At 68.9% G+C, this 26,567-nt stretch carries 25 protein-coding genes and 1 pseudogene; 15 read left to right on the forward strand and 11 right to left on the reverse strand.

The window, feature by feature from the left end:
* Nucleotides 1-172: 172 nt before the first annotated feature.
* Nucleotides 173-982, reverse strand: coding sequence for a 4-hydroxy-tetrahydrodipicolinate reductase (gene dapB / locus DSD19_RS07905; protein WP_075783830.1), 810 nt, complete (start codon nt 980-982; stop codon nt 173-175).
* A gap of 101 nt (nt 983-1,083) precedes the next feature.
* On the opposite strand from dapB, the gene rbfA reads away from it, so the two are divergent.
* The 3 genes from rbfA to truB all read left to right on the forward strand — a co-directional run bounded on the left by rbfA (nt 1,084) and on the right by truB (nt 3,238).
* Nucleotides 1,084-1,482, forward strand: a complete 399-nt coding sequence (gene rbfA / locus DSD19_RS07910; RefSeq protein ID WP_371412550.1) for a 30S ribosome-binding factor RbfA — start codon at nt 1,084-1,086, stop codon at nt 1,480-1,482.
* Entirely contained in the window at nt 1,472-2,215 is a 744-nt protein-coding gene (locus DSD19_RS07915) for a phosphodiester glycosidase family protein (RefSeq protein WP_113669236.1), read from the forward strand. Before rbfA ends, DSD19_RS07915 begins: the two co-directional genes overlap by 11 nt.
* 114 nt (nt 2,216-2,329) lie before the next feature.
* Nucleotides 2,330-3,238: a tRNA pseudouridine(55) synthase TruB gene (gene truB, locus DSD19_RS07920; protein WP_113669178.1), complete on the forward strand. Its 909-nt coding sequence runs from the start codon at nt 2,330-2,332 to the stop codon at nt 3,236-3,238.
* On the opposite strand, the gene DSD19_RS07925 is transcribed toward truB, so the two are convergent.
* Nucleotides 3,239-4,561, reverse strand: coding sequence for an AarF/ABC1/UbiB kinase family protein (locus DSD19_RS07925; RefSeq protein ID WP_113669179.1), 1,323 nt, complete (start codon nt 4,559-4,561; stop codon nt 3,239-3,241). It abuts the gene before it with no gap.
* 198 nt (nt 4,562-4,759) lie between these two features.
* Here DSD19_RS07925 and DSD19_RS07930 point away from each other — a divergent pair, with 198 nt between their 5' ends.
* A complete protein-coding gene (locus DSD19_RS07930) occupies nt 4,760-5,875 on the forward strand; it encodes a MoxR family ATPase (RefSeq protein WP_113669180.1) in 1,116 nt (371 codons plus the stop codon).
* A gap of 1 nt (nt 5,876) precedes the next feature.
* The gene (locus DSD19_RS07935; RefSeq protein WP_243627818.1) at nt 5,877-7,241 is read left to right on the forward strand and encodes a VWA-like domain-containing protein; all 1,365 of its coding nucleotides are present in this window, start codon (nt 5,877-5,879) and stop codon (nt 7,239-7,241) included.
* A gap of 3 nt (nt 7,242-7,244) precedes the next feature.
* On the opposite strand, the gene DSD19_RS07940 is transcribed toward DSD19_RS07935, so the two are convergent.
* From DSD19_RS07940 to DSD19_RS07960, 5 genes are all read right to left on the reverse strand, one after another.
* On the reverse strand, nt 7,245-7,802 hold the full coding sequence (locus DSD19_RS07940) for a DUF1643 domain-containing protein (RefSeq protein WP_075783826.1): 558 nt from the start codon (nt 7,800-7,802) through the stop codon (nt 7,245-7,247).
* A 93-nt stretch (nt 7,803-7,895) separates the two neighbouring features.
* Nucleotides 7,896-8,651 carry a metallophosphoesterase gene (locus DSD19_RS07945; RefSeq protein ID WP_075783825.1) on the reverse strand — a complete coding sequence of 252 codons (756 nt, stop codon included), beginning with the start codon at nt 8,649-8,651 and terminating at the stop codon, nt 7,896-7,898.
* Nucleotides 8,652-8,727: 76 nt separating this feature from the next.
* Nucleotides 8,728-10,323, reverse strand: coding sequence for a phosphoglycerate dehydrogenase (serA, locus tag DSD19_RS07950; protein ID WP_113669181.1), 1,596 nt, complete (start codon nt 10,321-10,323; stop codon nt 8,728-8,730).
* 78 nt (nt 10,324-10,401) lie between these two features.
* A complete protein-coding gene (locus DSD19_RS07955; protein ID WP_113669182.1) occupies nt 10,402-11,556 on the reverse strand; it encodes a phosphoserine transaminase in 1,155 nt (384 codons plus the stop codon).
* A gap of 293 nt (nt 11,557-11,849) precedes the next feature.
* Nucleotides 11,850-12,652 (reverse strand): IS5 family transposase gene (locus tag DSD19_RS07960; protein WP_371412551.1). Its coding sequence is split into 2 segments (ribosomal slippage): nt 11,850-12,295 and nt 12,295-12,652, totalling 804 coding nucleotides; the frame shifts between segments, so codons are not numbered across the junction.
* Nucleotides 12,653-12,757: 105 nt separating this feature from the next.
* Here DSD19_RS07960 and DSD19_RS07965 point away from each other — a divergent pair.
* From DSD19_RS07965 to ribD, 4 genes are all read left to right on the forward strand, one after another.
* Nucleotides 12,758-14,680: a hypothetical protein gene (locus DSD19_RS07965; RefSeq protein WP_113669183.1), complete on the forward strand. Its 1,923-nt coding sequence runs from the start codon at nt 12,758-12,760 to the stop codon at nt 14,678-14,680.
* Nucleotides 14,677-15,045: a hypothetical protein gene (locus DSD19_RS07970; protein ID WP_113669184.1), complete on the forward strand. Its 369-nt coding sequence runs from the start codon at nt 14,677-14,679 to the stop codon at nt 15,043-15,045. The genes DSD19_RS07965 and DSD19_RS07970 overlap by 4 nt, the downstream gene beginning before the upstream one ends.
* A gap of 295 nt (nt 15,046-15,340) precedes the next feature.
* On the forward strand, nt 15,341-15,808 hold the full coding sequence (nrdR, locus tag DSD19_RS07975; protein WP_075787092.1) for a transcriptional regulator NrdR: 468 nt from the start codon (nt 15,341-15,343) through the stop codon (nt 15,806-15,808).
* A gap of 23 nt (nt 15,809-15,831) precedes the next feature.
* Nucleotides 15,832-16,905: a bifunctional diaminohydroxyphosphoribosylaminopyrimidine deaminase/5-amino-6-(5-phosphoribosylamino)uracil reductase RibD gene (gene ribD / locus DSD19_RS07980; RefSeq protein ID WP_113669185.1), complete on the forward strand. Its 1,074-nt coding sequence runs from the start codon at nt 15,832-15,834 to the stop codon at nt 16,903-16,905.
* Nucleotides 16,906-16,959: 54 nt separating this feature from the next.
* Here the strand turns inward: ribD and DSD19_RS07985 are convergent, their stop codons facing one another.
* From DSD19_RS07985 to DSD19_RS22735, 4 genes and pseudogenes are all read right to left on the reverse strand, one after another.
* Nucleotides 16,960-19,023: a capsular polysaccharide biosynthesis protein gene (locus tag DSD19_RS07985; protein WP_113669186.1), complete on the reverse strand. Its 2,064-nt coding sequence runs from the start codon at nt 19,021-19,023 to the stop codon at nt 16,960-16,962.
* A 7-nt stretch (nt 19,024-19,030) separates the two neighbouring features.
* Nucleotides 19,031-20,164, reverse strand: coding sequence for a polysaccharide biosynthesis/export family protein (locus DSD19_RS07990; RefSeq protein WP_075787089.1), 1,134 nt, complete (start codon nt 20,162-20,164; stop codon nt 19,031-19,033).
* Nucleotides 20,165-20,178: 14 nt separating this feature from the next.
* Nucleotides 20,179-20,847: a hypothetical protein gene (locus DSD19_RS21725; protein ID WP_207802432.1), complete on the reverse strand. Its 669-nt coding sequence runs from the start codon at nt 20,845-20,847 to the stop codon at nt 20,179-20,181.
* Nucleotides 20,848-21,226: 379 nt separating this feature from the next.
* Nucleotides 21,227-21,598: pseudogene (locus DSD19_RS22735) on the reverse strand (hypothetical protein); the annotation flags it as partial.
* Between the two features lie 70 nt (nt 21,599-21,668).
* Between DSD19_RS22735 and DSD19_RS08005 the strand changes: the two are divergent.
* From DSD19_RS08005 to DSD19_RS08030, 6 genes are all read left to right on the forward strand, one after another.
* The gene (locus DSD19_RS08005) at nt 21,669-22,274 is read left to right on the forward strand and encodes a riboflavin synthase (RefSeq protein ID WP_113669188.1); all 606 of its coding nucleotides are present in this window, start codon (nt 21,669-21,671) and stop codon (nt 22,272-22,274) included.
* 637 nt (nt 22,275-22,911) lie between these two features.
* Nucleotides 22,912-23,457: a hypothetical protein gene (locus tag DSD19_RS08010; protein ID WP_113669189.1), complete on the forward strand. Its 546-nt coding sequence runs from the start codon at nt 22,912-22,914 to the stop codon at nt 23,455-23,457.
* Between the two features lie 275 nt (nt 23,458-23,732).
* Entirely contained in the window at nt 23,733-24,845 is a 1,113-nt protein-coding gene (gene ribB / locus DSD19_RS08015; protein WP_075787681.1) for a 3,4-dihydroxy-2-butanone-4-phosphate synthase, read from the forward strand.
* A 3-nt stretch (nt 24,846-24,848) separates the two neighbouring features.
* On the forward strand, nt 24,849-25,388 hold the full coding sequence (locus tag DSD19_RS08020; RefSeq protein WP_075787086.1) for a 6,7-dimethyl-8-ribityllumazine synthase: 540 nt from the start codon (nt 24,849-24,851) through the stop codon (nt 25,386-25,388).
* The gene (nusB, locus tag DSD19_RS08025; protein WP_113669190.1) at nt 25,385-25,858 is read left to right on the forward strand and encodes a transcription antitermination factor NusB; all 474 of its coding nucleotides are present in this window, start codon (nt 25,385-25,387) and stop codon (nt 25,856-25,858) included. Before DSD19_RS08020 ends, nusB begins: the two co-directional genes overlap by 4 nt.
* A 278-nt stretch (nt 25,859-26,136) precedes the next feature.
* Nucleotides 26,137-26,466 carry a hypothetical protein gene (locus DSD19_RS08030; protein ID WP_113669191.1) on the forward strand — a complete coding sequence of 110 codons (330 nt, stop codon included), beginning with the start codon at nt 26,137-26,139 and terminating at the stop codon, nt 26,464-26,466.
* The last annotated feature ends 101 nt before the right edge of the window (nt 26,467-26,567 follow it).

Raw genomic sequence — 26,567 nt, forward strand, 5'->3', positions numbered from 1 at the left:
AGGCCCCCTCCGCCCTTGTCTGACCGGCTGCCGGGGTCTTCCATGCGGACGCGCGGGCCAATCGAGGCGACCGGTTCCGGCGGACCGGCCCGGCCGCGCCTTGCGATGCGATCGTCCTTTCGGTTTCCTTGCCGGCCAAGGGCAGGGCCTGCCGGAACGATACTGCCGGGGCCTAAAGCCCCAGAACGTCGAGCATGTCGTATTCGCCGGGCTTCTGGTCCTGGCCCCAGAGCGCGGCCCTCAGCGCGCCGCGGGCGAAGATCTGGCGGTCGGTCGCGACATGGCGCAGCACGATCCGTTCGCCGAGCCCGGCGAAGATCACGTCGTGTTCGCCCACGATGTCGCCGCCGCGAATCGACGAAAAGCCGATGGCCCCCTTCGCGCGTTCGCCGGTGATGCCGTCGCGGCCGCGCTCGGACGCATCGTCCAGCGCGATGCGCCGCCCCTCGGCCGCGGCCTGACCCAGCATCAGCGCGGTGCCCGAGGGCGCATCGACCTTGTGGCGGTGATGCGCCTCGACGATCTCGATGTCGAAGTCCTCGTCAAGCGCCGCTGCAACCCGCCGGGTCAGCTGCACCAGCAGATTGACGCCGAGGCTCATGTTTCCGGCCCGCACGATCACCGCATGGCGGGCGGCGGCCTTGATCTTCTGCAGATGTTCGGGGGCCAGGCCGGTGGTGCCGATCACATGCACCGCGCGGGCCTGCGCGGTCAGGGTGGCGGTCGCGACCGTGGCCTCGGGCGTGGTGAAGTCGATCACCGCATGGGCCTGGGCGATCACCGCCAGCGCGTCGTCGGTGACCTTCACGCCGACCGCCGGGCCGCCCATCGCCTCGCCCACGTCGCGGCCGATCCAGGGATGGCCGGGCCGTTCGACGCAGCCCGCCAGCCGGGCCTTCTCGCTTTGCAGCACGGCCTCGATCAGCATCTGACCCATGCGCCCCGAGGCGCCCATCACCACGATGCCCGGCAGGCTGTCCATCGCACTTGCTCCTTCGACCTGAATGGGCCCGATGTAGCCCATGGACGGGCGCGCGCAAAGCCCCGCTTGGCAAAGCCCGCCGGGTGGCCTAGATGCAGCCCATGTCCAGATCCTTTGCCCCGTCCCAAAGACAGCTGCGCGTCGGCGAACTGATCCGCCGCACCCTCTCGGAAGTGCTGGCCCGTGGCGACGTGCACGACCCCGAACTGAACCGGATGTCGATCACCGTGGGCGAGGTCCGCACCTCGCCCGATCTCAAGGTGGCGACCGCCTTCGTGCTGCCGCTGGGGGGCGATCATGCCGAAGAGGCGCTGGCCGCGCTGCGCCGCAACCGGGGCGAATTGCGCCGGGCGGTTGGCAAGAAGACCCAGCTGAAATTCACGCCCGAGCTGCGCTTTACCCTCGATGAGACCTTCGACCGGATGGACGAGACCCGGCGGCTTCTGGCCGACGAGACCGTGCGCCGCGATCTGACCGCCCCCGATGGCGATGAGGATTAGGGCCGCCCTTTTCCTGCTGGCTGCCCTTCTTCCCCTGCCCGCCGCGGCAGAGCCCGCCTGCCATCCGCTGACCCATGAGGGCCGCGGCTATGTCGTCTGCAGCGCCGATCCGGCGACCGACGATCTGCGGCTGTTCCTGAAGACCGACCAGGGCGGGATCTATGGCAGCTTCGGCCGGGTGAACCAGGCGCTGGCGGCGCGGGACGAGACCCTGGCTTTCGCGATGAATGCCGGGATGTATCATCCCGACCGCCGCCCCGTCGGGCTGTATGTCGAGGACGGCCGGCAGCAGATGCATGCCGTGGCCGCGGCCGGGCCGGGCAATTTCGGGATGCTGCCCAACGGGGTGCTGTGCCTCGAGGACGGCCGGGCCGAGGTGATCGAGACCCGCGCCTATCTGGAGGCCCCGCCCGAGTGCCGTTATGCGACGCAATCGGGGCCGATGCTGGTGATCGACGGCGCGCTGCACCCGCGGTTCCTGTCCGACAGCGACTCGCGCTATGTGCGGAACGGTGTCGGCGTCGATGCCGAGGGGCGGCTTCACTTCGCGATCTCGGACGCGCCGGTCACGTTCCACGAATTCGGGCGGCTCTTCCGCGACGTGCTGAAGACCCCGGACGCGCTTTACTTCGATGGCAAGGTGTCGAAACTTTACGCCCCGGATCTTGGCCGCAACGATGCCGGGCTGCCGATGGGGCCGATCGTCGGCGCCGTTGTGCCCGCCGCCGAGTAGACGGCCCCTCGCCTTGTGCCTGCCCTGCATTGACGGAACGTCCCGGCTTCGCTAGCAGGCGGGCCTCGCACATGCATCCGGGTCGCTCAGACCGCAGCGGAGGAGCCAAGGCATATGGGACGCAGCCGCAAGGGACGCGACATTTCGGGCTGGCTGGTCGTGGACAAGCCCGCGGGCCTGACCTCGACCGCCGTGGTCAACAAGGTCCGTTGGGCCTTCAACGCGAAGAAGGCAGGCCATGCCGGCACGCTCGACCCGGCCGCGACCGGGGTTCTGGCCGTGGCGCTGGGCGAGGCCACCAAGACCGTGCCCTTCGTGACCGATGCGCTCAAGGCCTACCGCTTCACCGTGCGCTTCGGCGCGGCGACCAATACCGACGATGCCGAGGGCGAGGTGATCGCGACCTCGGAAAGGCGGCCCTCGGATGACGAGATCGCGGCCGCGCTGCCCGCCTTCGTCGGCGATATCGAGCAGGTGCCGCCGCAATTCTCGGCGGTCAAGATCGACGGCGAGCGCGCCTATGCGCTGGCCCGCGCGGGCGAGGAGGTCGAGATCGCTGCCCGCCCGCTTTATGTCGAAAGCCTCGAGATGGTCGAACGCCCCGATGCCGACCATGCGGTGCTGGAGATGATCTGCGGCAAGGGCGGCTATGTGCGCTCGATCGCCCGCGATCTGGGGCAGGCGCTGGGCTGCCATGGCCATGTGGTCAGCCTGCGCCGGGTCTGGGCCGGGCCGTTCGAGGCCGAGGACGGGGTGACGCTCGATCTGGTCGAGGAGCTGGCGCGCACGCCCGCGCTCGACGACTACCTGCGGCCGCTGGAAGAGGGGTTGGCCGATCTGCCGGAACTGCGCACGACCCATGACGGGGCCGTGAAGCTGCGCAACGGCAATCCCGGCATCGTGCTGGCCTCGGATGTCGAATATGGCGACGAGGCCTGGGCCTCGCTCGACGGCGAGGCGGTGGCGGTCGGCATCTACAAGGCGGGCGAGCTGCACCCGAACCGGGTCTTCGTCAAGGGCTGACTAGACATAGGGCGCGACGATCTCGCGCAGGTCGATCCGCGCGCGCAACCGGCTGGCCAGCAGGTACATGCCGCCGAACTTGCGCTGCATGAACAGCGTATCCATCGGCGGGATGTGCCAGAAGTCGCGATCCTGACCCAGTTCCATCCCGGCATCGCGCATCCTGAGCGCCACGTCGTTGCTGGCAAAATCGAAGGCGCCGGGGCGGCGGAGCGGCTCCATCGACATCTCGAACATGTCGATCATCAGCTCCTGGTGATGGGCGGCCGTGTCCTCGCCGAAGAAGCCGATCCGAAGGATCGCCTGCCGCACCGCCTCGCGGTCGCCCGCAAGCCCCGCCCGCATCAGGCTGCGGAACGCCTCGGTCATCTCGGCGGGAAATTCGCGCGAGGCGCCGAAATCCAGCAGGACCACGCGGCCGGTGTCGGGCTGATAGCGGTAATTGGCGAAGTTCGGATCGGTCTGCATCAGCCGGAAGTCGAACAGCTCGCGGAACAGAAGCCTGACCAGAAGCCCCATCACCCGGTCGCGCTCGGCCTGCGGGGCCTCGGTCAGGGTCTCGATCCCCACACCCTCGACGAAATCCATCGCCAGCACGTTTTCGGTCGTCAGATCCTCGTGCATCCGCGGCACCGCGAATTCGGGCGCATCGGCCAGCAGGTCGGAAAACCGGCGCAGATAACGGCCCTCGCGGTCGTAATCGGCCTCTTCGTGCAACTGGCGCCGGGCCTCGTCCAGCATCGGCGAGATGTCCATCTGTTTCGGCATCGCCCCCGACAGGCGCAACAGCGCCGCGACATTGGTCACGTCGCTGTCGATCGACCGGCGCACGCCCGGATATTGCACCTTGATCGCCAGATCGCGGCCGTCCTTGGTCTGGGCCCGGTGCACCTGCCCGATCGAGGCCGCCGCGATGGGGCGCACGTCGAACCGGGCAAAGCGTTTCAGCCAGCCCTCGCCCCAGTTGGCGTTCAGCACCTGTTTCAGCTGCCCGCCCGGCATGTAATGGGCATCGGCCCTCAGCCGCGCCATGATCTCGGCCAGTTCGGGCGGCAGCATGTCGCCCGCATCCATCGACACGAGCTGACCCACCTTCATCGCCGCCCCGCGCATATGGGCCAGCTGGTCGGCGACCTTCTTCATGTTCGAGGGCGTCAGGAACAGGTCGCGCGCCTTCGGCCGGTGCCCCTGGGCCAGTTGCTGCATGCCGTTCAGCGCCGCCGCCCCGGCAAGGTTCGAGGCAAGCCCGCCGAACCGGGCCAGCCGGGTCAGCCGCCCCGCAGGCACGGGAAGCGGACGGGAATCGAACTTGGAATCGGGCATGCGGGCAGTCCTTTGCAAATCTCTTCCGGATCGCATAGCGATCCCTCCCCCGCCGGGATGTGACATAGGCACAAAGGCCGGACCGGCAATGTGCACATCCGCGTGAGCCCGGGTCCTGTAAGGGGGCGTGATCCGGCCGCGTTCCGCCCTAGGTGAAAGAAAGCCCTTGCCCGACAGGGGACGCAGACAGGAGATCGAATGAGCGTCAATGCGATGATCGTATCGGCCGGCGAGGCGCTGGAGGTTCTGCGCGCCGGATGGAAGGCACAACAGGCCGGGCAGATCACGGCCTCCTACATGCTTCACGGGCGGCCCGGTGTGGGCAAGACCCAGGTGATCGAGCAGCTGGCCGCCGAGATCGGGGCCCGGCTCTTCGACCTTCGGCTGACCACGATCGAGCCGCAGGACCTGCGCGGGCTGCCCTATTATGACCACGAGGCGCAGAAGACCAAGTGGTACCGGCCCGAGGACCTGCCCGACGACCCCGAGCAGCCCTCGATCCTGTTTCTCGACGAACTCACCGCCGCGTCGCCGATGCTGCAGCCGACGGTCTACGGGCTGTTGCAGGAACGCCGGGTGGGGCGGCACCGGCTGCCCGGCAACGTCTTCATCGTTGCGGCGGGCAACACGGTCGAGGACGGGGCCATCGCCTATCAGATGAACACCGCGCTGTCGGACCGGCTGATCCATCTGCATGTGCAGGCCGCCGCGACCGACTGGCTGGACAATTACGCGGTGCCGAAGGGGCTGCACCCGACCGTCATCGCCTTCATCAAGACCCGTCCCGACCTGTTGGACACGACCGAACGCGCCGTGGCCGAGGGCCAGCTGATCGCGACCACGCCGCGCAGCTGGGAACGGGTCAGCCAGATCATGGGCGCGGTGACCGAGCGGCGGCTGAGGAACGTGCTGATCGCGGGCACGGTCGGCGACGCGGTGGCCGCCGAATTCGCGCTGATCGCCGATGATATCGCGGCGACGGTGCAGGTGCAGGAGATGCTCGAAGCCTCGCGGAAGGACCGGATCGGTCTTTATCCCGCCTCGATGCACGGTCTGAACGCGCTGATCTACGGGCTGATCGGGGTGCTTGAGGCGCGCAATGCCGATGCGGTGATCGACTGCATGGCCGAGATCCGCCAGCTTGCGCGCCACCGCCCCGAAGAGGCGTTCCAGCGGATGCCGCTGGGCGAGCTGTGCACCTACGGCTTCGAGGGGTTGATCCGCAAGGGGCTGGACCTCGGGCTGGGCGAACGGTTCCTCGGCCACGAGGCCTATCGCAGCTACGCGGCCGACCGCAAGGCGGCGGGGCTTTGAGGTGATCCCGTCGCGGCATTCGGCCCGGGCCACCCGGGCCTTGCAGAAGCTGGCCGAAGAGGACCCGGCCTTCGCGGCGCTGGCGCTGTGGTGCACCCATGCCGACAGCGACGCGCGGCCGGGCCCGGCCTGGACCGACGGCGCGGCGATCCGCTACGGGCCCGCCTTCGAGGCCCTGAGCCTGCCCGAACAGATCGGGGTCGCGGCCCATCACATCCTGCATGTCGCCTTTCGCCACGCGCCCCGGACGCGGGCGATGTACCTGCGCTTCGGCGACCGGTTCGACGAGGACCTCTTCAACCTCGCGACCGATGCCATCGTGAACGAGACGCTGATGCTGTCGGGCTTCATCCTGCCCCGGCCCGTGGTGCGGCTGACCGGGCTTCTGAAAACCGCCGCCCGCGAGGACCTGGGCGCCGACGAGGCGGTGACCCGCTACGATGCCGAACGGCTTTATCTGCGGCTGTTGCAGGACGACGCCGCGCCGCAAAACGGCAAGCCCGGCGATCGCGGTGTGCGGGCGGGCGGCACGACGGGCGAGGGTCAGGGCCGGGGCAGCACCGGCGAGGCCCGGCCGCGGCCCGGGGGCGCCGTCGCCGAGGCCGCGCGGGACTATGGCCGCCAGCAGGGCTTTGCCCCCGACATCGAAACCGGCGGGACGGACAGCGATCAGGGCGCGGGCAGCGAGGCCGATGCCGACTGGCGCCAGCGCGTGGCCCGCGCGATGGAGGCCGGGCGGATCGCCGGGCACGGCCTGGGCATGCTCGGCCACCGGCTGGCCGACCTGCCCGAGGTTCACACCCCCTGGGAGCAGCATCTGCGCGCTTTGGTCACCCGGGCGGTGACGGTGCAGCCCCAGCCCCGCAACACCCGTCCCGCCCGGCGCTGGATCGCCCGAGACAGCGACGCGCGGGCGCGGGGCGAACCCTCTCCGGCCTTCGAATATGCCTGGACCCGCGATCTCGAGATCCCGCGGATCGTGGTCGGCATCGACAGTTCCGGGTCGGTCGAACCGACCCTTCTGGCGAAGTTCGCGGCCGAGGTGGCGGGGATTTCCAAGCGCACCGGGGCCGAGACCCATGTTCTGGTCTTCGACACCAAGGTGCAGGGCCATCAGGTGATGGGCGGCGGTCTGTGGGAGGGCCGCATCGCGGATGTGCTGTTCTCGCGCGAGGGCGGGACGTCCTTCATCGCGGTGATGGAAGAGGCGCTGGCGCTGGGCCCCTCGGCGGTGGTGATCCTGACCGACCTCCTGGGGCCGTTCGGCCCGCCGCCGCCGCGCGGGCTGCCGGTGATCTGGGCGGTGCCGGGCGAGGTGCCGCCGGGCGGCGCGCCCTTCGGGCAGGTGCTGTCGCTGGCGCGCTAGGCCTCAGAACGGCAGGAGCGGCGCGTCGTTTCTGAGATACAGCGGGTGCTTGGCCGACCCGTCCTGGTTCTTGCCGAAACAGAACAGCGGTCTGCCGCTGTCCCGCAGCGCGGCGACGATGCCGTCTACCACCCCGGCATAGCGCGGATGAAGCCGCCCATAGGCCATCACCACGACCTCGGCCTCGGCGGCCATGGCGAGGATCTCGGGCAGGTTCTCGGGGCTGCAGGCAAGGGCCGGGTCCTTCGGCAGATCCTTGGGGTTGGTCACCCGATAATCCAGCACATTGCCCTTGAGATAGCGGGTAAAACCCAGCACCGCGGCGCGTCTTGTCTCCTTGGCGCAGGTGTTGTCCTGCACCAGCGCATCGGCGGTCGAGGGGTTCATCCCGCAGAACAGGATGGTGCGGGATGGCTGCCCTTCGGGCGTCCAGTCGCGTTCGAGCCGGGTGCGGTAGCGTCCGCAGGGTGAAAAGACGGCACTGCCGCGCATGCCGGGCGGCAGCGCCCAGCGGGTCTTGCCGCCCGGATCGTGCAGGCTGGAAGGGTCGATCTCGGTCATTCGGCCGGTCTTAGACGATCTCGCGCCGAGGGGGGAGCCCGTTTCGGATCGCATCGGCCGGGCAGGGGGCGGGCAGGGGGCGGGGCGCGCGGTTCAGCCCGACTCGCGGCCGGGCTCGGGCGGTACATGCACCCGTCCCTCCGGGGTCAGCAGATGAACGTCGCGGCCCTCGATCACCACGGCCGACAGCGGCCGTCCGTACCCGGCCCCGGTATCGAGGTTCACCCGGTTTCCGAAATGGGTTACCCGGTCGACCGGGGTGTGCCCATGGACGATCAGCGCGCCGTGATCGCGGCGGTCGCGGTGGAACTCGCCCCGGATCCACATCAGGTCCGTCGGGTCCTGCTCTTCGAGCGGTACGCCGGGCCGGACCCCGGCATGGCAGAAGAAGGCCCCGCCCCGGCGGTACGAAAACGGCAGGCTGTCGATAAAGGCCAGATGCGCGGCGGGCACGGCGGCGCGGGCCTCGGCATGGATCCGGACCGGGTCGCGATGATGCCCGGCATCGACGCCGTAGGCGCCCAGCGTGGCAGCTCCGCCCACGCGGTCCTCGAGCCAGGATATCCCGGGCTTCACCGGTTCCGGTTTGCAGCCGGGATCCAGGAAGAACCGCATCCAGCGGTCGTGATTGCCCTTCAGGCAGATCCAGGGCCGGCCTTCGGCCCGGCCGCGCATCAGCAGGTCGAGCACCCCGCGGCTGTCCGGGCCGCGATCGACATAATCGCCGATGTGAACCACCGGCGCGTCGGAGTCGCCGACCCGCGCCCGATCCTCGGCGATCAGGTCATGGGCCGCCTCGAGCCGCGCCCGCTGGCCGTGGATGTCGCCGATGGCATAGCTTCGTACCATGGGAGGTCTCCGGAAAGAGAACGGGCCTGCCGCAGGGTCTGCGGCAGGCCCGTCCGGTGTGGTCAGTCGGCCGGGATCAGGCGATCTCGAACTCCAGCGGGCGCACCTGCTGGAAGAGGCCGGTCTTTTCCAGTTCCGCGACCACATGCACGGGCATCGGCTGATCGAGATACATCAGCGCGATCGCATCCTCGCCGGCCTTGGTGCGGCCAAGGGTGAAGTTCGCGATGTTGACCCCGTGCGCGCCCATCGCCGCGCCGAGCGCGCCGATGATGCCCGGCACGTCCTTGTTGGTGGTATAGAGCATGTGTTCGCCGATCTCGGCATCGATGTTGATGCCCTTGATCTGGATGAAGCGCGGCTTGCCGTCCGAGAAGACGGTGCCGGCGATCGAGCGTTCGCGCTTGTCGGTCACGACGGTCATCTTGATGTAGCCGTCGAAGGTGCCCGACTTGCCCTGGGTGGTGGTCGAGACCGCGATGCCGCGTTCCTTGGCAATGACCGGGGCCGAGACCATGTTCACCTCGGCGATCACCTCTTTCAGGACGCCGGCGATGGCCGAGGCATTCAGGGCGGCGGTGTTCATGTCGGACGCGACGCCGTCATAGAGGATGTTGATCGCCTTGATCGGCTCGTCGGTCATCTGCCCGATGAAGGATCCGACATGCCCGGCCAGCTTGATCCAGGGGCCCATGACCTTCGCCTCCTCGGCGGTGATCGAGGGCATGTTGATGGCGTTGGTGACGGCGCCGGTCATCAGGTAGTCCGACATCTGCTCGGCGACCTGCAGGGCGACGTTCTCCTGCGCCTCGGTGGTCGACGCGCCCAGGTGCGGCGTGCAGACGACGTTGGGCAGGTTGAAAAGCACGTTATCCTTGGCCGGTTCCACCGCGAAGACGTCGAAGGCCGCGGCCGCGACATGGCCCGATTTCAGCAGGTCGGCAAGCGCCTCCTCGTCGACCAGACCGCCGCGGGCGCAGTTGACGATGCGCACGCCCTTCTTGGTCCTGGCCAGCGCGTCCTTCGACAGGATGTTGGCGGTTTTCTCGGTCATCGGCACGTGGAGCGTGATGAAGTCGGCCTTCGGCAGCATCTCGTCCAGCTCGACCTTGGTCACGCCCAGCTTGTCGGCGCGCTCCTGCGACAGGAAGGGGTCGTAGGCCAGAACCCTCATCTTCAGGCCGATGGCACGGTCGGCCACGATGGACCCGATATTGCCGCAGCCGATGAGGCCCAGGGTCTTGCCGGTCAGCTCGACCCCCATGAAGCGGGATTTCTCCCATTTGCCGGCATGGGTCGAGGCATTGGCCTCGGGGATCTGCCGGGCGGCGGCCATCATCATCGCGATGGCATGTTCGGCGGTGGTGATCGAGTTGCCGAAGGGGGTGTTCATCACGATCACGCCCTTCTTCGAGGCGGCCGGAATGTCGACATTGTCGACGCCGATGCCGGCACGACCGACGACCTTGAGGTTGGTGGCGGCTTCGAGGATCTTTTCGGTCACCTTGGTGGCCGAGCGGATGGCAAGGCCGTCATACTGGCCAATCACCTCAAGCAGCTTGTCCTTGTCCTTGCCGAGGTCGGGCAGGAAGTCGACGTCGATGCCGCGGTCGCGGAAGATCTGCACGGCGGTTTCGGAAAGCTTGTCGGAAACGAGAACCTTGGGGGCCATCTCGGGCACTCCTCATGGACTGGGGGACAGGGGCCGGGCGGGCATCGCCCGGCCACGAATTTTCGCAGAAAATTCGCGTCAGGCGGCGGCCGTCTGCGCCTCGATCTCGGCCTCGAAGGCCCATTCGATCCAGGGCATCAGCGCCGCGACATCGGCGGCCTCGACCGTGGCGCCGCACCAGATCCGAAGACCCGCGGGCGCATCGCGATAGGACCCGATGTCGAAGGCCACGCCTTCCTTGTCCAGCCGCTTGACGATGGCCTTGGCGAAGGCCGCACCGTCCTTGATCCGCGCGTCGGTGAATTTCAGGCAGACGCTGGTGTTCGACCGGGTCGCGGGGTCCGCCGCCAGGTTCTCGATCCAGGGTTTCGCATCGACGAAGTCCTGCACCGCCTTGAAGTTCGCGGTCGAGCGCTCCATCAGCTTCGGCAGGCCGCCGATCGATTTCGCCCAGTCAAGCGCCACAAGATAGTCCTCGACCGCCATCATCGACGGGGTGTTGATGGTCTCGCCGACAAAGATGCCCTCGATCAGCTTGCCGCCCTTGGTCAGGCGGAAGATCTTCGGCAATGGCCAGGCGGGCTTGTAGCTTTCCAGCCGTTCGACCGCGCGTGGGCTCAGGATCAGCATCCCGTGCGCGCCCTCGCCGCCCATCACCTTCTGCCAGGAGAAGGTGACGACATCGAGCTTGTTCCAGGGCAGATCCATCGCGAAGGCGGCCGAGGTCGCGTCGCAGATCGTCAGGCCCGCGCGATCCGCCGGGATCGCATCGCCATTCGCGACGCGCACGCCCGAAGTGGTGCCGTTCCAGGTGAAGACCACGTCCTTGTCGAAATCGACCTCGGCGAAATCGACGATCTCGCCATAGGGGGCCTCGCGCACGGTGGCGTCGAGCTTCAGTTGCTTGACGACATCGGTAACCCAGCCCGCGCCGAAGCTTTCCCAGGCCAGCATCTCGACCCCGCGGGCGCCCAGCATGGACCACATCGCCATTTCGACGGCGCCGGTATCCGAGGCGGGCACGATCCCGATCTTGTAATCGGCAGGGACGCCGAGGATCTCGCGCGTCATGTCGATGGCGGCCTTCAGCTTGGCCTTGCCGATGGCGGCACGGTGCGACCGGCCGAGCGCGGCGTCCGCAAGCATGTCGACAGAGAAATCGGGGAGTTTGGCACAGGGGCCGGACGAGAAGCGCGGATTGACCGGGCGCGCTGCCGGGGTAGCGGTAACCATCGCTGGTATCCTTCCAGATATACGCCCCTCGTTGGGGAGGGGTGTCCCGCCGCCGGACATACGCTTCCCCAGAAAAAACAGCAAGTATCAAAAGGGTCTGCCAGGCAGATTCTTACGGCATGCAACGGAACGATGCGTGACCGGATGCCGATTGCGCGTGCAAGTTCGGTGCAGTTTGTTCCCCATCCGTCCCGAGACAGCGCCAAAGAAGACGCCGCTGCGGCTGGCCCCCGCAACGGCGCTGAAAATGCATGTGACGCCTCCCGGCTTCCCAAGAAACTTAGGCTCAGGATTCATAACCAGTAGATCACGACCGCTGCGAGGGCGCTGGCGGAGAGGGACACCTTGGGACAGCGATCGTAGCGTGTCGCCACCCGCCGCCAGTCCTTGAGCCTGCCGAACATGATCCCGATGCGGTTGCGCCGCTTGTATCGACGCTTGTCGTATTTGACCGGGGTCTTGCGTTGCTTTCTGCCGGGGGTGACGGGCGACAGGATTTGATCCAGTGGATCAAATCTGCCCCGAACGGCGCGTATCCCTTTGTCTTTCAACGCGTCTGTGAACCAGTCGGCGTCATGGCCGCGATCCCCGAGCAACCAGCCGACCTTTGGCAGGGGGCCGAGCAGTGCCCGCGCGCCGATGTCGTCGCTCACCGGTCCTGCCGTTACGAACAGGTTGAGCGGCCGTCCCTTGCTGTCGCAGATGGCGTGCAACTTGGTGTTCATGCCGCCCGTTCTCAGGAAAACGATCCCCCGGATCGTTTTCTGATCTTCGAACTCCGCCTGATCGGGCGGCCCCCCTCTTTCGCGGCCATGCAGGTCGCTGTGCGGGGCGCCTTCAGATAGGTCGCATCGATCATTACAGTCTTCTGTTCGCCGTGTTCGGCCGCCAACCCGGCCATCATCCTGGCGAAGATGCCTTTCTCGCTCCAACGCTTCCACCGGCTGTACAGCGTCTTGTGCGGTCCGTAGGCTTCGGGCGCGTCGCGCCAGCGCAAGCCATTGCGATTGAGGAGGATAATCCCGCTCAAGACCCGTCTGTCATCGACCCGAGGCTTGCCGTGGGACTTGGGGAAGAAAGGGGCAAGCTTGGCCATCCGCTCGTCGGCCAGTACAGGTCGCGCATGTCACCGCTCCGTTGTACAGGCCGTGAATCACGCAGCGCGTTGAAAATCAATGCATCCTGAGCCTACTTTCGGAAGATGGACAGGAAGGGCCGCGGTGCGCGCGTCACTTTTCGCAACAGCAAGCTCGTCCAGGCATTCGATGCAAACAGCGGGTTGGACTCGGCCAATCCGGATTTTTGGCGGGGCGATCATCGCCCGGGCTGCATCAAGCCGGGCGGGGGATCGAGCGGCACGATCATCCAGGAAAACATCATTGCCTGGGGTGGCATGGGCCCTGGGTGGCTGAACACCTACGGTCCCGACGGAATACCGAGCAAAGACGACGCCAATGGCTATCTTCCCAACAACAGCGATCCTCGGCTGGGTTTGAACGGCTACGCCCCGCCCGGCCCAAACTTGCTGACACACCCGATCTACTTCGACAGTTTCAACCGCCATATTCTGTTGCGCGACAACTTCGTCTTCGGGTCGGGCGGGTCGCTGATCCAGCTGCGAGGCGGCGCAGGGATGCGCAACTGTGCATTCGCGTTCGGAAACCAGATGTGGAACGTCGGGCAAGGCGACTTCAATAACTACAACGATGCCATGTTCGAGGGGCAAACTACGGATGGGCACAGGTCTCTGTGCCAAGACGCAGTCGCTACCCATGCGGGCTATATGGACGGTCCGACCGCTGGCAACTCGATGAGCCAGGGGGTGCGCGTATCCTCGCCTCTGGTGTCATTCGACCGGGTCCTGGTGCTGCACGATCTCAACCCTAACGATCCGAATGGGGCAGCTCGGCTTGTCAGCGATTGGGATGGAGAGGTCCACGCTCGCCGCGACGGGTTCGCCCATACGGACGAGCAATTTGCGCCGGGGGCTTATCTCGCGGGCTTCAAAGGCCGCGAGCGGGATCTTCTCTCTTATTGGGGCGATCAGATCCACAACCCGAATGGCCTCGACCTGAGCAATGTCTCCGATGCCACGATCTTTCGCTGGTACGACGCGCAGCGGGGGAACGCTCCCGACACCACGACTGACATCCTGGACATATACTGGTGGCTCCGCGATCTGCCCCAGGATGAGATCAAGTCGACGGTCGATAGTTTCATTGCATTCATGCAGGCGCCGATCGGCATTGCCAGACGGTGGCGGACAGCGGCGGCCGCCTGTTCCTTCGTGCCCGATCTGGCCGAGGACGGTTGTCGGTGGGACAATCCCGACAACTGGGGCCGCGATCTGATCCCCGGCAGCTTCGCTGGCGATACCGTGGCGATCAACGGACACGAGGTGTTCTTCCAGGACCACACCTTAACCGTGGCCGGGCTCGATCTGGGCGCGGGTGGGCATCTGCATGCGGTGAACGGCCGCCTCGACGTCGCGGCCGCGCCGACCTGCACCGGAAGCGGTGCGATCACTGTCGATGAAACCGGGCAGGTCTGGCTGGCCGGGTACAATGGCAGCGCCACCCTGTCCGTCCGTGTGCTGGGTGGCCGGTTCGCGAATACCGATGCTTTTGCGGGTCCGGCGGACATCGTCGTGAACAGTGCGGATGACCGGAAAGGCAGGAACGAGCCGAAGGAGACTTGCGAATTCCTCTGCGGCCACGGTGCGGCGGTCATGACGATCAAGGCGGGTCATGTCTTCGAAATCGTCGGAGGCGGCCCGCGCGTCGGGTTCGACGGGCTTGGTGGCGCAGCCGCAGGGCTTGTCGTCGAAGATGGCGGGACGCTGCGGTTTACGGCCGGCGGCGACGGTCGCGTGGCCACTCTCAGAGAGTTTCGGTCAGGCGCGAATGGCACCGCCGGGCCCGATGTGGTGTCATCCGTCACGCTGGCACCAGGCTCGACGCTCGAGGTCGACTGCCGGTCGATCATGGCCGCAGGGATCTACACGCTCATCGACGTGGACAGCCTCGCGACGACCGGCGCGACCCTGACCGCGATCAACGTCCCCGATGGGCTGACCGCAACCTTCTCTGCCGCTGACGGCATCCTGACCATGGTGCTGTCATGAGCACCGTCCGGGATGACATCTGCGAGATCGCGGCTGAGATCGGCCGCGGGTCGGACAAAGCCGAAACCATTAAGTCTCCGCTCTATCGGCGCGCCTTGGTCGACGTGGCGCACGGCGCAGTTGGAGATCTGATCTGGGCCGCCTGTGCGGCCGATGTCCGCGCCGGCCTGATCGGCTGGGCAATCTTTGTCCTGGTCCAGGTGCTGAATGTGCGGAACGGGTCATCCGGCCGCGATGTGAATGTCGATTTCGGGACGACGATGATCGGGTTCGTCGCTGGGATGACGGGTTCGAGCTGGGCGCGGGCGCTTGCCCCGTTCGGCGCGGCGCTCGCCGGGTATGCCTACCGGCGGACGTGGGGGTGATACGCACTCGAAACGCTATTTGACGGATCGTTCAAGCGTCGTTCAAAGGCCGGTCGTGAGCGCATCGATTAAACACGTCCGCTCCGACATTGACCGTCACGCACTCCGGATTTCAGTGTCGCGCTACACTAACACAACCGCAAACGGGCCGCGCGCAGCCTCTTACCGTCTCTGACAGGACTGGGGCCACCACCCTTTCCCCAACATATAGCGCGCGATTTGGCCCCTACCCAAATCCTAGAGGCTCCCCTATAGTGCCTGTGGATAAGTTCACGCCGTGCCCGAGAGAGAGCCCATGCGCTGCCCGTTCTGCGGAAACATCGACACACAGGTGAAGGATTCCCGGCCCGCCGAGGATCATGTCGCGATCCGTCGGCGGCGCTTCTGTCCGGCCTGCGGCGGGCGCTTCACGACCTATGAACGGGTGCAGCTCCGCGATCTGGTGGTGATCAAGTCCAGCGGCCGACGCGAGGATTTCGACCGCGACAAGCTGGAACGCTCGATCCGCATCGCGCTGCAGAAACGCCCGGTCGATCCGGAGCGCGTCGATCAGATGGTCTCGGGCATCGTGCGGCGGCTCGAAAGCATGGGCGAGACCGATATCGCCTCGAAGGTGATCGGCGAGATCGTGATGGAGGCGCTGGCCCGGATCGACACCGTGGCCTATGTGCGTTTCGCGAGCGTCTACAAGAACTTCCAGGAAGCGGGCGATTTCGACAAGTTCGTGAGCGAGCTGAGGCCCTCCGCCCCGGCCGAAGAGTGACCGCAGGACCGGACGCGCGGTTTATGGCGCTGGCGCTGAGCCTTGGCGCGCGCGGCAAGGGGCGGACCTGGCCGAACCCGGCGGTGGGCTGCGTGATCGTGCGCGAGGGCCGGATCGTCGGGCGCGGCTGGACGGCGCCGGGCGGACGGCCCCATGCCGAACCGCAGGCCCTGGCCCAGGCCGGGGGCCTGGCCCGGGGGGCGACCGCCTATGTCTCGCTCGAACCCTGCTCGCATTACGGCAGGACCCCGCCCTGCGCCGAGGCCCTGATCCGGGCCGGGGTGGCGCGGGTCGTGACCGCCCTCGAAGACCCCGACCCGCGGGTCGCGGGGCGCGGCCATGCGATGCTGCGCGCGGCCGGGATCGCGGTCGAGACGGGCGTACTGGCCGCGGCCGCGGCGCGCGACCATCGCGGTTTCCTGCTGAGCCGCCGCGAGGGGCGGCCGATGGTCACGCTGAAGCTCGCCACCTCCTTTGACGGACGGATCGCCACCGCCTCTGGCGAAAGCCGCTGGATCACCGGCCCCCAAGCACGCCGCCATGTCCATGCGCTGCGCGCGGGCCATGACGCGGTGATGGTGGGCGGCGGCACCGCCCGGGCCGACGACCCGGCGCTGACCGTGCGCGGGCTCGGGGTCGCCCATCAGCCGGTCCGGGTGATCTGCGCGGCCGGGCTCGACCTGCCCGAAACCGGACAGCTGGCGGCCAGCGCCCGCGCGGTCCCGCTCTGGCTGTGCCACGGTCCCGATGCCGACCCGGCGCGCCGCGCCGCCTGGGAGGCGCGCGGCGCCCGCTGCATCGGAATCGCGACCGGCCCCGATGGGCGGCTTGACCCGGCGGCGCTGCTTGCGGCGCTCGGGACAGCGGGCCTGACCCGGGTCTTCTGCGAGGGCGGCGGCGCGCTGGCCGCCGCGCTGCTTGGCGCCGATCTGGTGGACGAGCTGATCGGCTTCACCGCCGGGCTTGCGCTAGGCGCCGAGGGGCGCCCGGCGGTCGGACCGATGGCGCTGGCGCATCTCGCCGACGCGCCGCGCTTTGCGCTGGCCGAGACGCGCCCGCTTGGCCCCGATCTTCTCCATGTCTGGACCCGGCTCTGAGCGCGTCTTCTTCTTGGCGAAAATACCCCCCGCGGAGCGCGCGGCCGAAGGCCGCTACCGGCGCCAGAGCCAGGCCTGCCCGGCCAGCGCCCCCTGCACCCGCGCCAATGCCCGCAACCGCGCACCGCGCCGCGGCGCCTGTCCGGCGGCCAGCCGCTCGGCCGCGATCTCGACGGGGCAGGGGCGCCCCGTGACCGGGTCGAGATAGCGCGGATAGGCGATCAGCGCGGCATGGGCCAGCGCCAGCAGGTCGGGCCGCGCCCGGCGGCGCGCGGGCGGCGCGGCCAGATCCCGGGTCAGACCCCAGCCGGCATAGAAGGGCAGCCCCAGACAGGTGACCGGCACCCCCCGCAGCAGCGCCTCGAAGCCCAGCCCCGAGGACAGCGTCCAGACCTCGTCGATCGCGGCCAGCGCCGCCCCGGGGTCGATGGCGCCGGGCAGCACCAGATCGGCATGGGCGCGCGCCACGCCGGGCGCAAGCCCCCCGGGGCGCAGCCCGGCCGCGACATCGGGATGGGGGGCATAGATCAGCACCGCCTCGGGGTTCTCGGCGCGGCAGCGGGCCAGCAGGGCGAGATTGTCGCGCTCGGCCGGGCAGCCGACGCGGATCGAGGCATCGTCCTCGACCTGTCCCGGCACCAGGATGCGGTGCCCGGGAGGAAGCGTGGGCAGGGCGGGCGGCACGCATCCGCCGGAATTGCATATCGAGATCCCGGACGCGATGAGGAATTCCACCAGCCGCGCGGTACGCGCCGCCTCCACCGGCTCCAGACCGGGCCGCCCGGCGATCAGCCGCTCGATCCGGCTTTCCTGGCCCGGGTCGTAATGGATGCCAAGATCGTCAAGCACCAGCGACAGCGGCGGCACCAGCGCCGCGCCCAGCCCGCAGGACCGCAGAAACCCGTCCTCGACCCGCACCGTGCCGGGGGGCAGCGGCGCGCTCCCGCCCGCCCAGGCCATGGCCCGCCGCCCGCTGGCGCGCGCAAGGCGCCCGGCCCCGGCCGGATCGGCGGCAAAGCGCATTGGCCGGACGGTGCCGAAGAACCGCTGCAGCGTCGGGCGTTTCCACAGCCGCATGCCCGAGGCGACCCAGCCCGCGCGGTCCTCGCGCCAGGCCCGGGTCTCGGCCTCGAAGATCGCCAGCGCGTCCTCCAGCGGACACAGCCGGTCGTGGAACGGGTCGTACCAGCGGGGCGCGAGGATCATCGCCGCCGCGAAAAGCTGGGCCGGGCTCAGCGGGCGGGCGCGCCGGGCCAGCGGCCGGTCGTCCTCGGTCAGGCCCCAGCCGGCATAGAAGGGCTGGCCGAAGACCCGCGGCCGGTGCCCGGCCAGGATCGCCTCGAACCCCATCTGCGACGAGACGGTATAGACCGCGACCGCGCCCTCCAGCAGCGCCCAGGGCGAAACCGGCTCGGTCAGCACCCGCACCCGGCCCTGCGCCTGTTCGGGGCCGAGAGGCCCGGCGCGCAGGCCCCGGACGGCCTCGGGAGGGGCCTTGATCAGCACCGGCGCGCCGGGGTTTTCCAGCTCGGCCGCGGCCAGCATCGCGGCGAAGGTGGTGGCATCGGCGCCGGAGGCGCGCACCGCCGCGTCCTCCGCCCCCTGGTCGATGACCAGCACATAGCCCGGGTCGGGCACCGGCGCCCCGGGGTCGAAACCGGTATACTTGGTCAGATGCCCGGCGCGGAGCCGCGCCATCGCGGCCCGGGCCCGCCCGATCAGGTCGGGATCGTCCAGCGGGTGGCTCGCCAGCAGGGTCTCGAGATCCGACGGCCGGGACGGGTCGAAATGAGGACCGCCCCGGTCCAGCATCAGCCCGAGCGGCGGCCCGGCCCCCCGCGCCCGCCCCGGCAGCACCGACCGGAGCGGGGCGTCCTCGACCCAAAGAAGCCCGGCGCCGCGCCTCCGGGCCAGACGCCGGCCGCGCGCGGCGGTCCGCCCCATCCCCCGGACCGCGACCAGATCGCCCGGCCCCGGCAGGCCAAGCGCGACCGGGTGGCCCGCCAGCTCGAGGATGCGCCGGACCCGGGCCTGGGTCAGAAACCCGGCCGAAGACGCGAAAAGCCGCCCGCGGCCGGGGGCCGGGGCGGCGGTGTCGATCGGCGCGGGGCCGGTCATGACCCGATCAGTTTTCGACCGTGGCCGAGACGTTGCGGGCGGCACCGGCGGTGCCGGTGATCACGCTCAGCAGCTTGACCCAGCGGACATAGGGCGCCTCGGTCACATAGACCGTATCGCCGTCGCGGATGGCGAAGTCGCGGGCCAGGAACAGCCCGGCGGGCTCGGTCAGGTTCAGCACATAGGCCACGCGCTGTTCGCCGACCAGATCGTCGCGGGCCAGCACCTGGCGGGCGATCTCCTCGGGCTCGTTGCGCAGCACGAAGATGCCGGTCGGGTCGGCCAGCGCCGAGCTGAGGCCGCCGACCTGGGCCAGCGCCTCGACCGCCGACATGCTCTGGGTGATGAAGCGAACGTTGCGCTGGGTGCCGGTCGCGCCAAGCGCGGTAAAGTCGCGGGTGTCTTCCTCGACCAGAATCCGGTCGCCATTGCGCAGCGCGATGTCGAGCGACGGGTCGGCATAGAGATCCTCGAACCAGATCTGGCCGCGGGTCTTGCCGCGGATCACGGTGATCTGGGCGATCTCGGGCGGGATCACGATACCGCCCGCCGAGGCCAGCATCCCCGACAGGGTGCGGTTCGGCCGCTCGATCGGGAAGACGCCCTGCTTGCCGACGCCGCCCGCGACCGACACCGTCGCGCCGTCGCCCGCCAGCCGCGTCACCATCACCTGCGGGTCGGGGGTCTGGGCGTCGAGCTTTTCGGTGATCTTCTCGCGCAGCCCCTCGGGCGTGCTGCCCGCGGCCTGGATGCGCCCGGCATAGGGAATGAAGATATAGCCCGAGCTGTCGACCTGCACCTCGTTCAGCGTGGCGGCATTGCTTTCGCGCGGCGCCAGCAGGCCGTCATCGACATTCTCGAACACGGTCAGGCCCAGCGTGTCGCCAGCCCGGATCGTGTCCGACCCCATGGGGGCCGCGTTCAGGAAGGAGGCCGGAAAGCCGCTGGCGGGCACCACGGCGGTGGCCCGGTTCACCCGGTCGTTCACCGCGACGACGAAGGCGTCGCCCTCGCGCAACGTGGACCCGTCGAAAATCTCGGGCTTGCTCGGCCCAGGCCGGGGCAGGCCGCAGGCGGCCGTCGCGGCGAGCAGTCCGACAAGGACGAGGAGTCGGACCCCTCGGGCTGGCAGTCTCTTCACGTAGGTGTCCCTTGTTACCTGCCGCGGCGTTTCACTCCCGCCTTTGCGGCGACGCTAAAGAAGTCTCGCGCGAAAGACCAGACGGGCGAGCCGCCCTGTCCCGCAATCGCCTGCAGGTGTTGCCGCATGGCCTCCCCGCTGGCCGGGGCAGCCAGCGGGCGCTCGATTGCAAGGCCGACCGCGCGCCCGCGGCCGCGGCGCGTATGGAAATCGCCCGCGATCCGGCCGGTCGCCGGCAGATACCGGCGGAAAACCGCGAAAGCCCTGCGGTCCGGCGGATCGCGCGCGGCCAAGAAGGCGGCCAGCGGCCGGTCCGAAACGAGACCGGGCTTGCCGCAGACCTCCGCCCCCAGGGCGCAAAGCGGCAGCCCGCGCCAGATCGCACAGGACCCGGAGGTCGAGTTCACCGTGACCGCACCGGTCGCCCCGGCCAGCAGCCGCGCGAGTCGGCCGCCATCCACCAGATGCACGCGATCCGCCAGTCCCGCCGCCCGGGCGATCCGCGCGATCTCGGGGCAGAGCGGGGTGCGCGCGTCCTCCAGCGGATGCGCCTTGAACACCCGCCGGAAATCGGGCGGCGCGCCCTCGGCGAAGGCGGCGATCCCCTGCCCGAGGACCTCTGTCATGGTGGCGAAGGGGCCGTGATGCAGAGAATTGGCGTGACGGGCCAGATGCAGCGGCACCACGCAATAGCGAAACCCGCCGCGGGGCCAGAAAGGGCAGCAGGGCCAGCCGCCGCAGATGCAGAGCGAATTCCCGGTGCACCGGCAGGCCGCGATGCGGCCGGAAGCTGGGGTAGCGGCCCGACGGCAGCATCACCAGCCCGCGATAGAGCGCGCCATGGCCGATATGGGCGCAGAGGTTGCCCCGGCGGTCGCTCAGCGGCCCCGGCAGCGGCCCCGGCAGCGGCGCCCGCTCCGGCATCTGCGCCGCCATGTCCTCGATCGACAGCCGCATCAGCGGCGAGTTGCCGTTGGCGCCGTCGCGGTCGCCGTCCCGGTCGCCGTCGCGGTCGCAGGTGATCCGGTCGGGCCGCGGATAGCCTTCTTCGAAGACATGCACCGCAAGGTCGCGTGCCCGGGCCTCGGCAATCGCGGCGGCATGGCCGGGGCGGGTGTCGCCACGGACGGCAAGGTCGGCGATCGCCAGCCGGTCGAGCGGCCGGGCCAGGGTCGCGGGCCAGGCCTCGGGCGGGGCGGTCACCGCGATGCAGCGATCCGGATCGCTCCAGAAGGCCGCATCTCCCCGGCTGAAGCCCGCGTGCCGGACCTCGGCGCCGGTGCCGCGCAGCCCGCGCGCCAGCCGGCCGAAGAAGGGGCCATGCGGCCCTTGCAGCATCAGAAACCGGCGCCCGGCGCCGCGCATGCGTTCCATCGCTTCGCCCCCTGCCGTCCACCTGTGCCCGACGTGCCTGCCGCTGGAAAGCCGAACCATGCGTGCCGCTTGCCCCCCGACGCCGCAGACGATAGGTCAGGTCGGACACCGCGCCGCAAGGAGCCCGACCATGTTCACCGGCATCATCACCGATATCGGCACCATTCGCGCGCTTTCGATGAAGGGCGACCTGACCGCCCGGATCGGCTGCCGCTATGTGCCCGACAGCATCGACATCGGCGCCTCGATCGCCTGCAACGGCGTCTGCCTGACCGTGACCGACCGCGGCGCCGACGACGAGGGGGGCTGGTTCGCCGTGTCGATCTCGGCCGAGACGGTGTCGAAGACCAATATCGGCGACTGGGCCGAGGGCGGTCGGATCAACCTCGAACGCGCGCTGAAGGTGGGCGACGAGCTTGGCGGGCACATTGTCTCGGGCCATGTCGACGGGGTGGCCGAGATCGTGGCGATGGCCGACGAGGGCGACAGCACCCGCATGACCTTCCGCGCGCCCGGGGCTCTGGCGAAGTTCATCGCGCCGAAAGGGTCGGTGGCGCTGAACGGCACCTCGTTGACGGTGAACGAGGTCGAGGGCGCGACGTTCGGGATCAACTTCATCCCCCATACCAAGGAGGCCACCACCTGGGGGCTGGCCCGGGTCGGGGACAAGGTGAACCTCGAGATCGACACGCTGGCGCGCTATGTCGCGCGGCTGCGGGAATACGACGCGGCCTGAGCGCGGCCCGAACGCCATAGGGCTCCCGGTGCGTTTCCAGAGGTCCGGGCGGATGCCATCTTTCGGACCCCTTGGCGCGGATGGCGACGCCGGGCCGCGTTGAAGACCGCCCGGCGCGCCGACGGGGACGCCCGCCCGCAAAGACCGGCGGGAACGTTCCCGGTCGCGGGTCCCCGCCGAAAAAAACAGGCGACGGGCGGCGCGGCGTCCCGAAACGTCCCTCGGGATGCGGAGTCCAACGCTGGCGACACCGCCCGCGCGTTCCCCCCGATGTGCGGCTTGCGGATGGCGCGCCATCCGGCGTGGCGCCCTGGGCGTCCCATTCGGGTCGTTTCATCAAGGAGGCAGAATGCGCTCCCTGTCTCCATTCATTCTTGCCCTGTCGCTGTCCGCCCTGCCCGGATCTGCGGCCACGGTCTTTCCCGACGCGGGCCGACCGCGGCGGACATCCAGGATACCGTCGATGCCGTCCGCGCCGAGTTTTCCGGGCTGACCGGCTTTACGCCCACCAATGAAGACCCGGACGGGCGGCGGTAAATCAACTGGGGCGGCGTGCCCGATGCCTTTGCCGATCCGAACGACTTCCCGGGCGATTTCTTGAACGGCTCGACGCCGGGCCGTGCCCGCGGGATCGAGTTTGTCGCGACCGGCAGCACCGAGGGGGCGAGGTGTCGTCCTCTTCGGCCTCGGGGGGCCGCTCCTGTTCGACGAACCGGACGAGTGTACCGTCTTCAGCCCCCGGCGGATCTTCCGGCCCGATGACGGGGCGACCCTCGACATCCCGTTCTTCTATCCCGTCGACCAGACCACGCAGGCCACCACCCGCGGTCTCGGCGCGGTCTTCACCGGTCTGCAAGGCGAAGGCCAGGTCGTGCTGTCCTTCCACGACATCCATGGCGACCTTCTGGCCGAGGACTACGTGCCGCCCGGCGGTGCCGCGAAGCTGTCCTGCCTGGGCGTGGTGTTCGACGATCCGCAGGTCGCCAGGGTGTCGGTCGGTACCGCGCTGCTCGATCCCGAGGACGAGCCGGTGATGGACGACCTCCCCTATGGCGAGCCGGTCCCGGTCGAGATCGCTCCGGTGCCGCTTCCGGCCGGTGTGATCTTCGGGCTGACCCCGGTCGCGGGGCTGGCCGCCTTCCGCCGCCGCGGGCCGGGCACCCCCCCGCGCCTGATCCCCTGACGCGGGGTCGGCCTCCGCGCCGGCGGTGGAGGCCGCGTCAGTCTGGGGCAGTCTCGGCCCGGCGACGAACGCCCAAGTCCGTGAACACCGGTTCCGGGGCCGAAACAGCGGCCCCGGGGCCTGCCGCCATCGCCCGGGGCCCGACCGTCTCGTCGCAAGGCCGTCGCGTTCTCTGCCCCGCCGGGAGGTCCCGATTTCCGGGCCGCCGGGCATGCGGGTTCTTTCCAATCTGTCCCGACCGCGCTAATAGGCGGGCTTCGGAACAGGTGGACGACATGGAAGACATCGGCGATCCCAGCTATCAGGACGCGATCTCCTCGATCGAGGAGATCATCGAGGATGCCCGCAACGGGCGCATGTTCATTCTGGTCGATCACGAGGACCGGGAGAACGAAGGCGATCTGGTGATCCCCGCGCAGATGGCCACCCCCGAGGCGATCAACTTCATGGCGACCCACGGCCGGGGCCTGATCTGCCTGACCCTGACCGGCGAGCGGGTCGATGCGCTGGGCCTGCCGCTGATGGCCTCGCAGAACTCGTCGCGGCACGAGACCGCCTTCACCACCTCGATCGAGGCGCGCGAGGGGGTGACCACCGGCATTTCCGCCCATGACCGCGCCCGCACCGTGGCCGTCGCCATCGACGCCAGCAAGGGCGCGACCGACATCGCGACGCCCGGCCATATCTTCCCGCTGCGCGCCCGCGACGGCGGCGTGCTGGTCCGCGCGGGCCATACCGAGGCGTCGATCGACGTCTCGCGGCTGGCCGGGCTGATCCCGGCGGGCGTGATCTGCGAGATCATGAACGAAGACGGCACCATGGCGCGGCTGCCCGATCTGGTGGCCTTCGCCCAGCGGCACGGGCTGAAGATCGGCACCATCTCGGACCTGATCGCCTATCGCCGCCGCCACGACAATCTGGTGAACGAACGCGCCGTGCGCCATGTCACCTCGGCCCATGGCGGCGACTGGGTGATGCGCATCTTCACCGATGAAACCCAGGGCGCCGAACATGTGGTGCTGACCAAGGGCGACATCACCACCACCGACGCGCCGGTGCTGGTGCGGATGCACGCGCTCGACCCGTTGCAGGACGTGCTGGGCCTCGGCCCGCATCCGGCAGGCGAACTGTCCGCCGCGATGGAGATCATCGCCGAGGAAGGCCGCGGCGTCGTCGTGCTGCTGCGCGATACCACGATGAAGCTGGTGCTGGACGGTGCGGCCTCGCCGCAGACCCTGCGCCAGTACGGGCTGGGCGCGCAGATTCTGGCCGCGCTGGGCCTGCACCGGCTGGTGCTGCTGACCAATTCGCCGCTGCCCCGTGTGGTGGGGCTCGACGCCTACGGGCTCTCGATCGAGGGCACCCGGACCATCGAGAGGAAGGCTTGAGCCATGGCCGAACAGGACCCCCATCACACGCTGGCGCTGCCCGCCTTCGACAAGCCCGCGAAACTGCTGATCGTCGTCGCGCCCTTCTACCGCGACATCGCCGACAAGCTGATCGCCGGGGCGGTCGCCACGCTTGACGCCGCCGGTGTCGCGCATGAACTGATCGAGGTGCCCGGCGCGCTCGAGATCCCGACTGCCATCGCGCTGGCCCACCGGCTGTCGAATTATGACGGCTATGTCGCGCTGGGATGCGTGATCCGGGGCGAAACCACCCACTATGAGACCGTCTGCAATGACAGCTCGCGCGGGCTGACGCTTCTGGGGTTGCAGGGCGCGCTGATCGGCAACGGCATCCTGACCGTCGAGAACCGCGACCAGGCGCTGCGCCGGGCCGATCCGGCCGATATGGACAAGGGCGGCGGCGCGGCGGCGGCGGCGCTGCATCTGATCGCCCTGGCGCGGCGCTGGAGCGGCGAGACCAAGGGCGTGGGGTTCCGTCCCTCGGGCGGGTTCCAGGTCGCCGAGGGGGCCGACCGCGCATGACCGAGCCCCGCAAACCCAACCGCAACCAGATGCGGTCCGCCGCCCGGCTTTACGCGGTCCAGGCGCTGTTTCAGATGGAACAGTCGGGGCAGGGCGTCGACACCGTGCGCCGCGAATTCGAGACCTGGCGCTTCGGGGTCGGCTATGAGGACGGCGAAGAGCTGGCCGAGGGCGATGCCGATCTGTTCCGCGCGACGCTGGAAGGCGCCGTCAACTGGCAGGCGAAGATCGACCAGATGACCGACCGCGCGCTGGTGGCGAAATGGCCGATTGCCCGGATCGACCCGACGCTGAGGGCGCTGTTTCGCGCCGCCGGGGCGGAACTGGTCGAGGCCAAGGCGCCGCCGAAGGTCGTCATCACCGAATATGTCGACGTGGCCAAGGCGTTCTTTCCCGAAGGCCGCGAGCCCAAATTCGTGAATGCCGTGCTCGATCACATGGCCCGCGAAGCGCGCCCCGAGGCGTTCTGAGCCTGACGCTTCGGGCCGTCGCATCGTTTCCGGTCTTTGCTTTTTGCGTCCGCGACTCTTCGGATTGTTCGGGGCTGCTTCGGCGGCCCCGGCGGGGTTGGTGCGCCCGAGTCGGCTTTCGGTAACCTTCTCTTAACCGTTCTAGCGCCATGATGACGCAACGGAAACAGGCGGCCTGACGCTGCGCCGGGCCGGGCCGATCGACAGGTGCTCCGAAGTTTGCTCTTGGAATCCTTCTCGGAATGGCTACCTAATTGGCGCAAGGAACGGAGACACCGATGCCAAAGCTCGTGACCCTCTACATACGCCAGACTGCCATCGGGTTCGTCCTGTCGGGTCTGTTCGTCGGCCTTCTGATGTATTTCGACGTCGCCAATCTCTGGCATCTCGTGACCAACGTCTCGGGGGGCTGGCTGGCCGGGGCGCTTCTGTTCCTGTTCAACGGGATCGTCTTTGCCGGGGTGCAGTTCGGCATCGCGGTGATGGCGATGGCCCGGGACGACGACGCCGATAACGGACGCCGCGGCCGGGAACCGGTGCGCGGCCTGGCCGAAGTTCTGGTGCCGATCCCGGTGCCGGTGAAGGACGACCGCCGGATGCGGCGCTGACCCGCCGCTTCCCACGTTTCAGATGCACGATTCTGGCGGCCCTTGGGCCGCCTTTTTCATGCGCCGGGGACGGGCCTTGCCGCAGGGCCGCCGCATCGCGG

This window comes from Rhodovulum sp. BSW8, from assembly GCF_003314725.1.
In the GTDB taxonomy this organism is placed as follows: Bacteria; Pseudomonadota; Alphaproteobacteria; order Rhodobacterales; family Rhodobacteraceae; genus Rhodovulum; species Rhodovulum visakhapatnamense.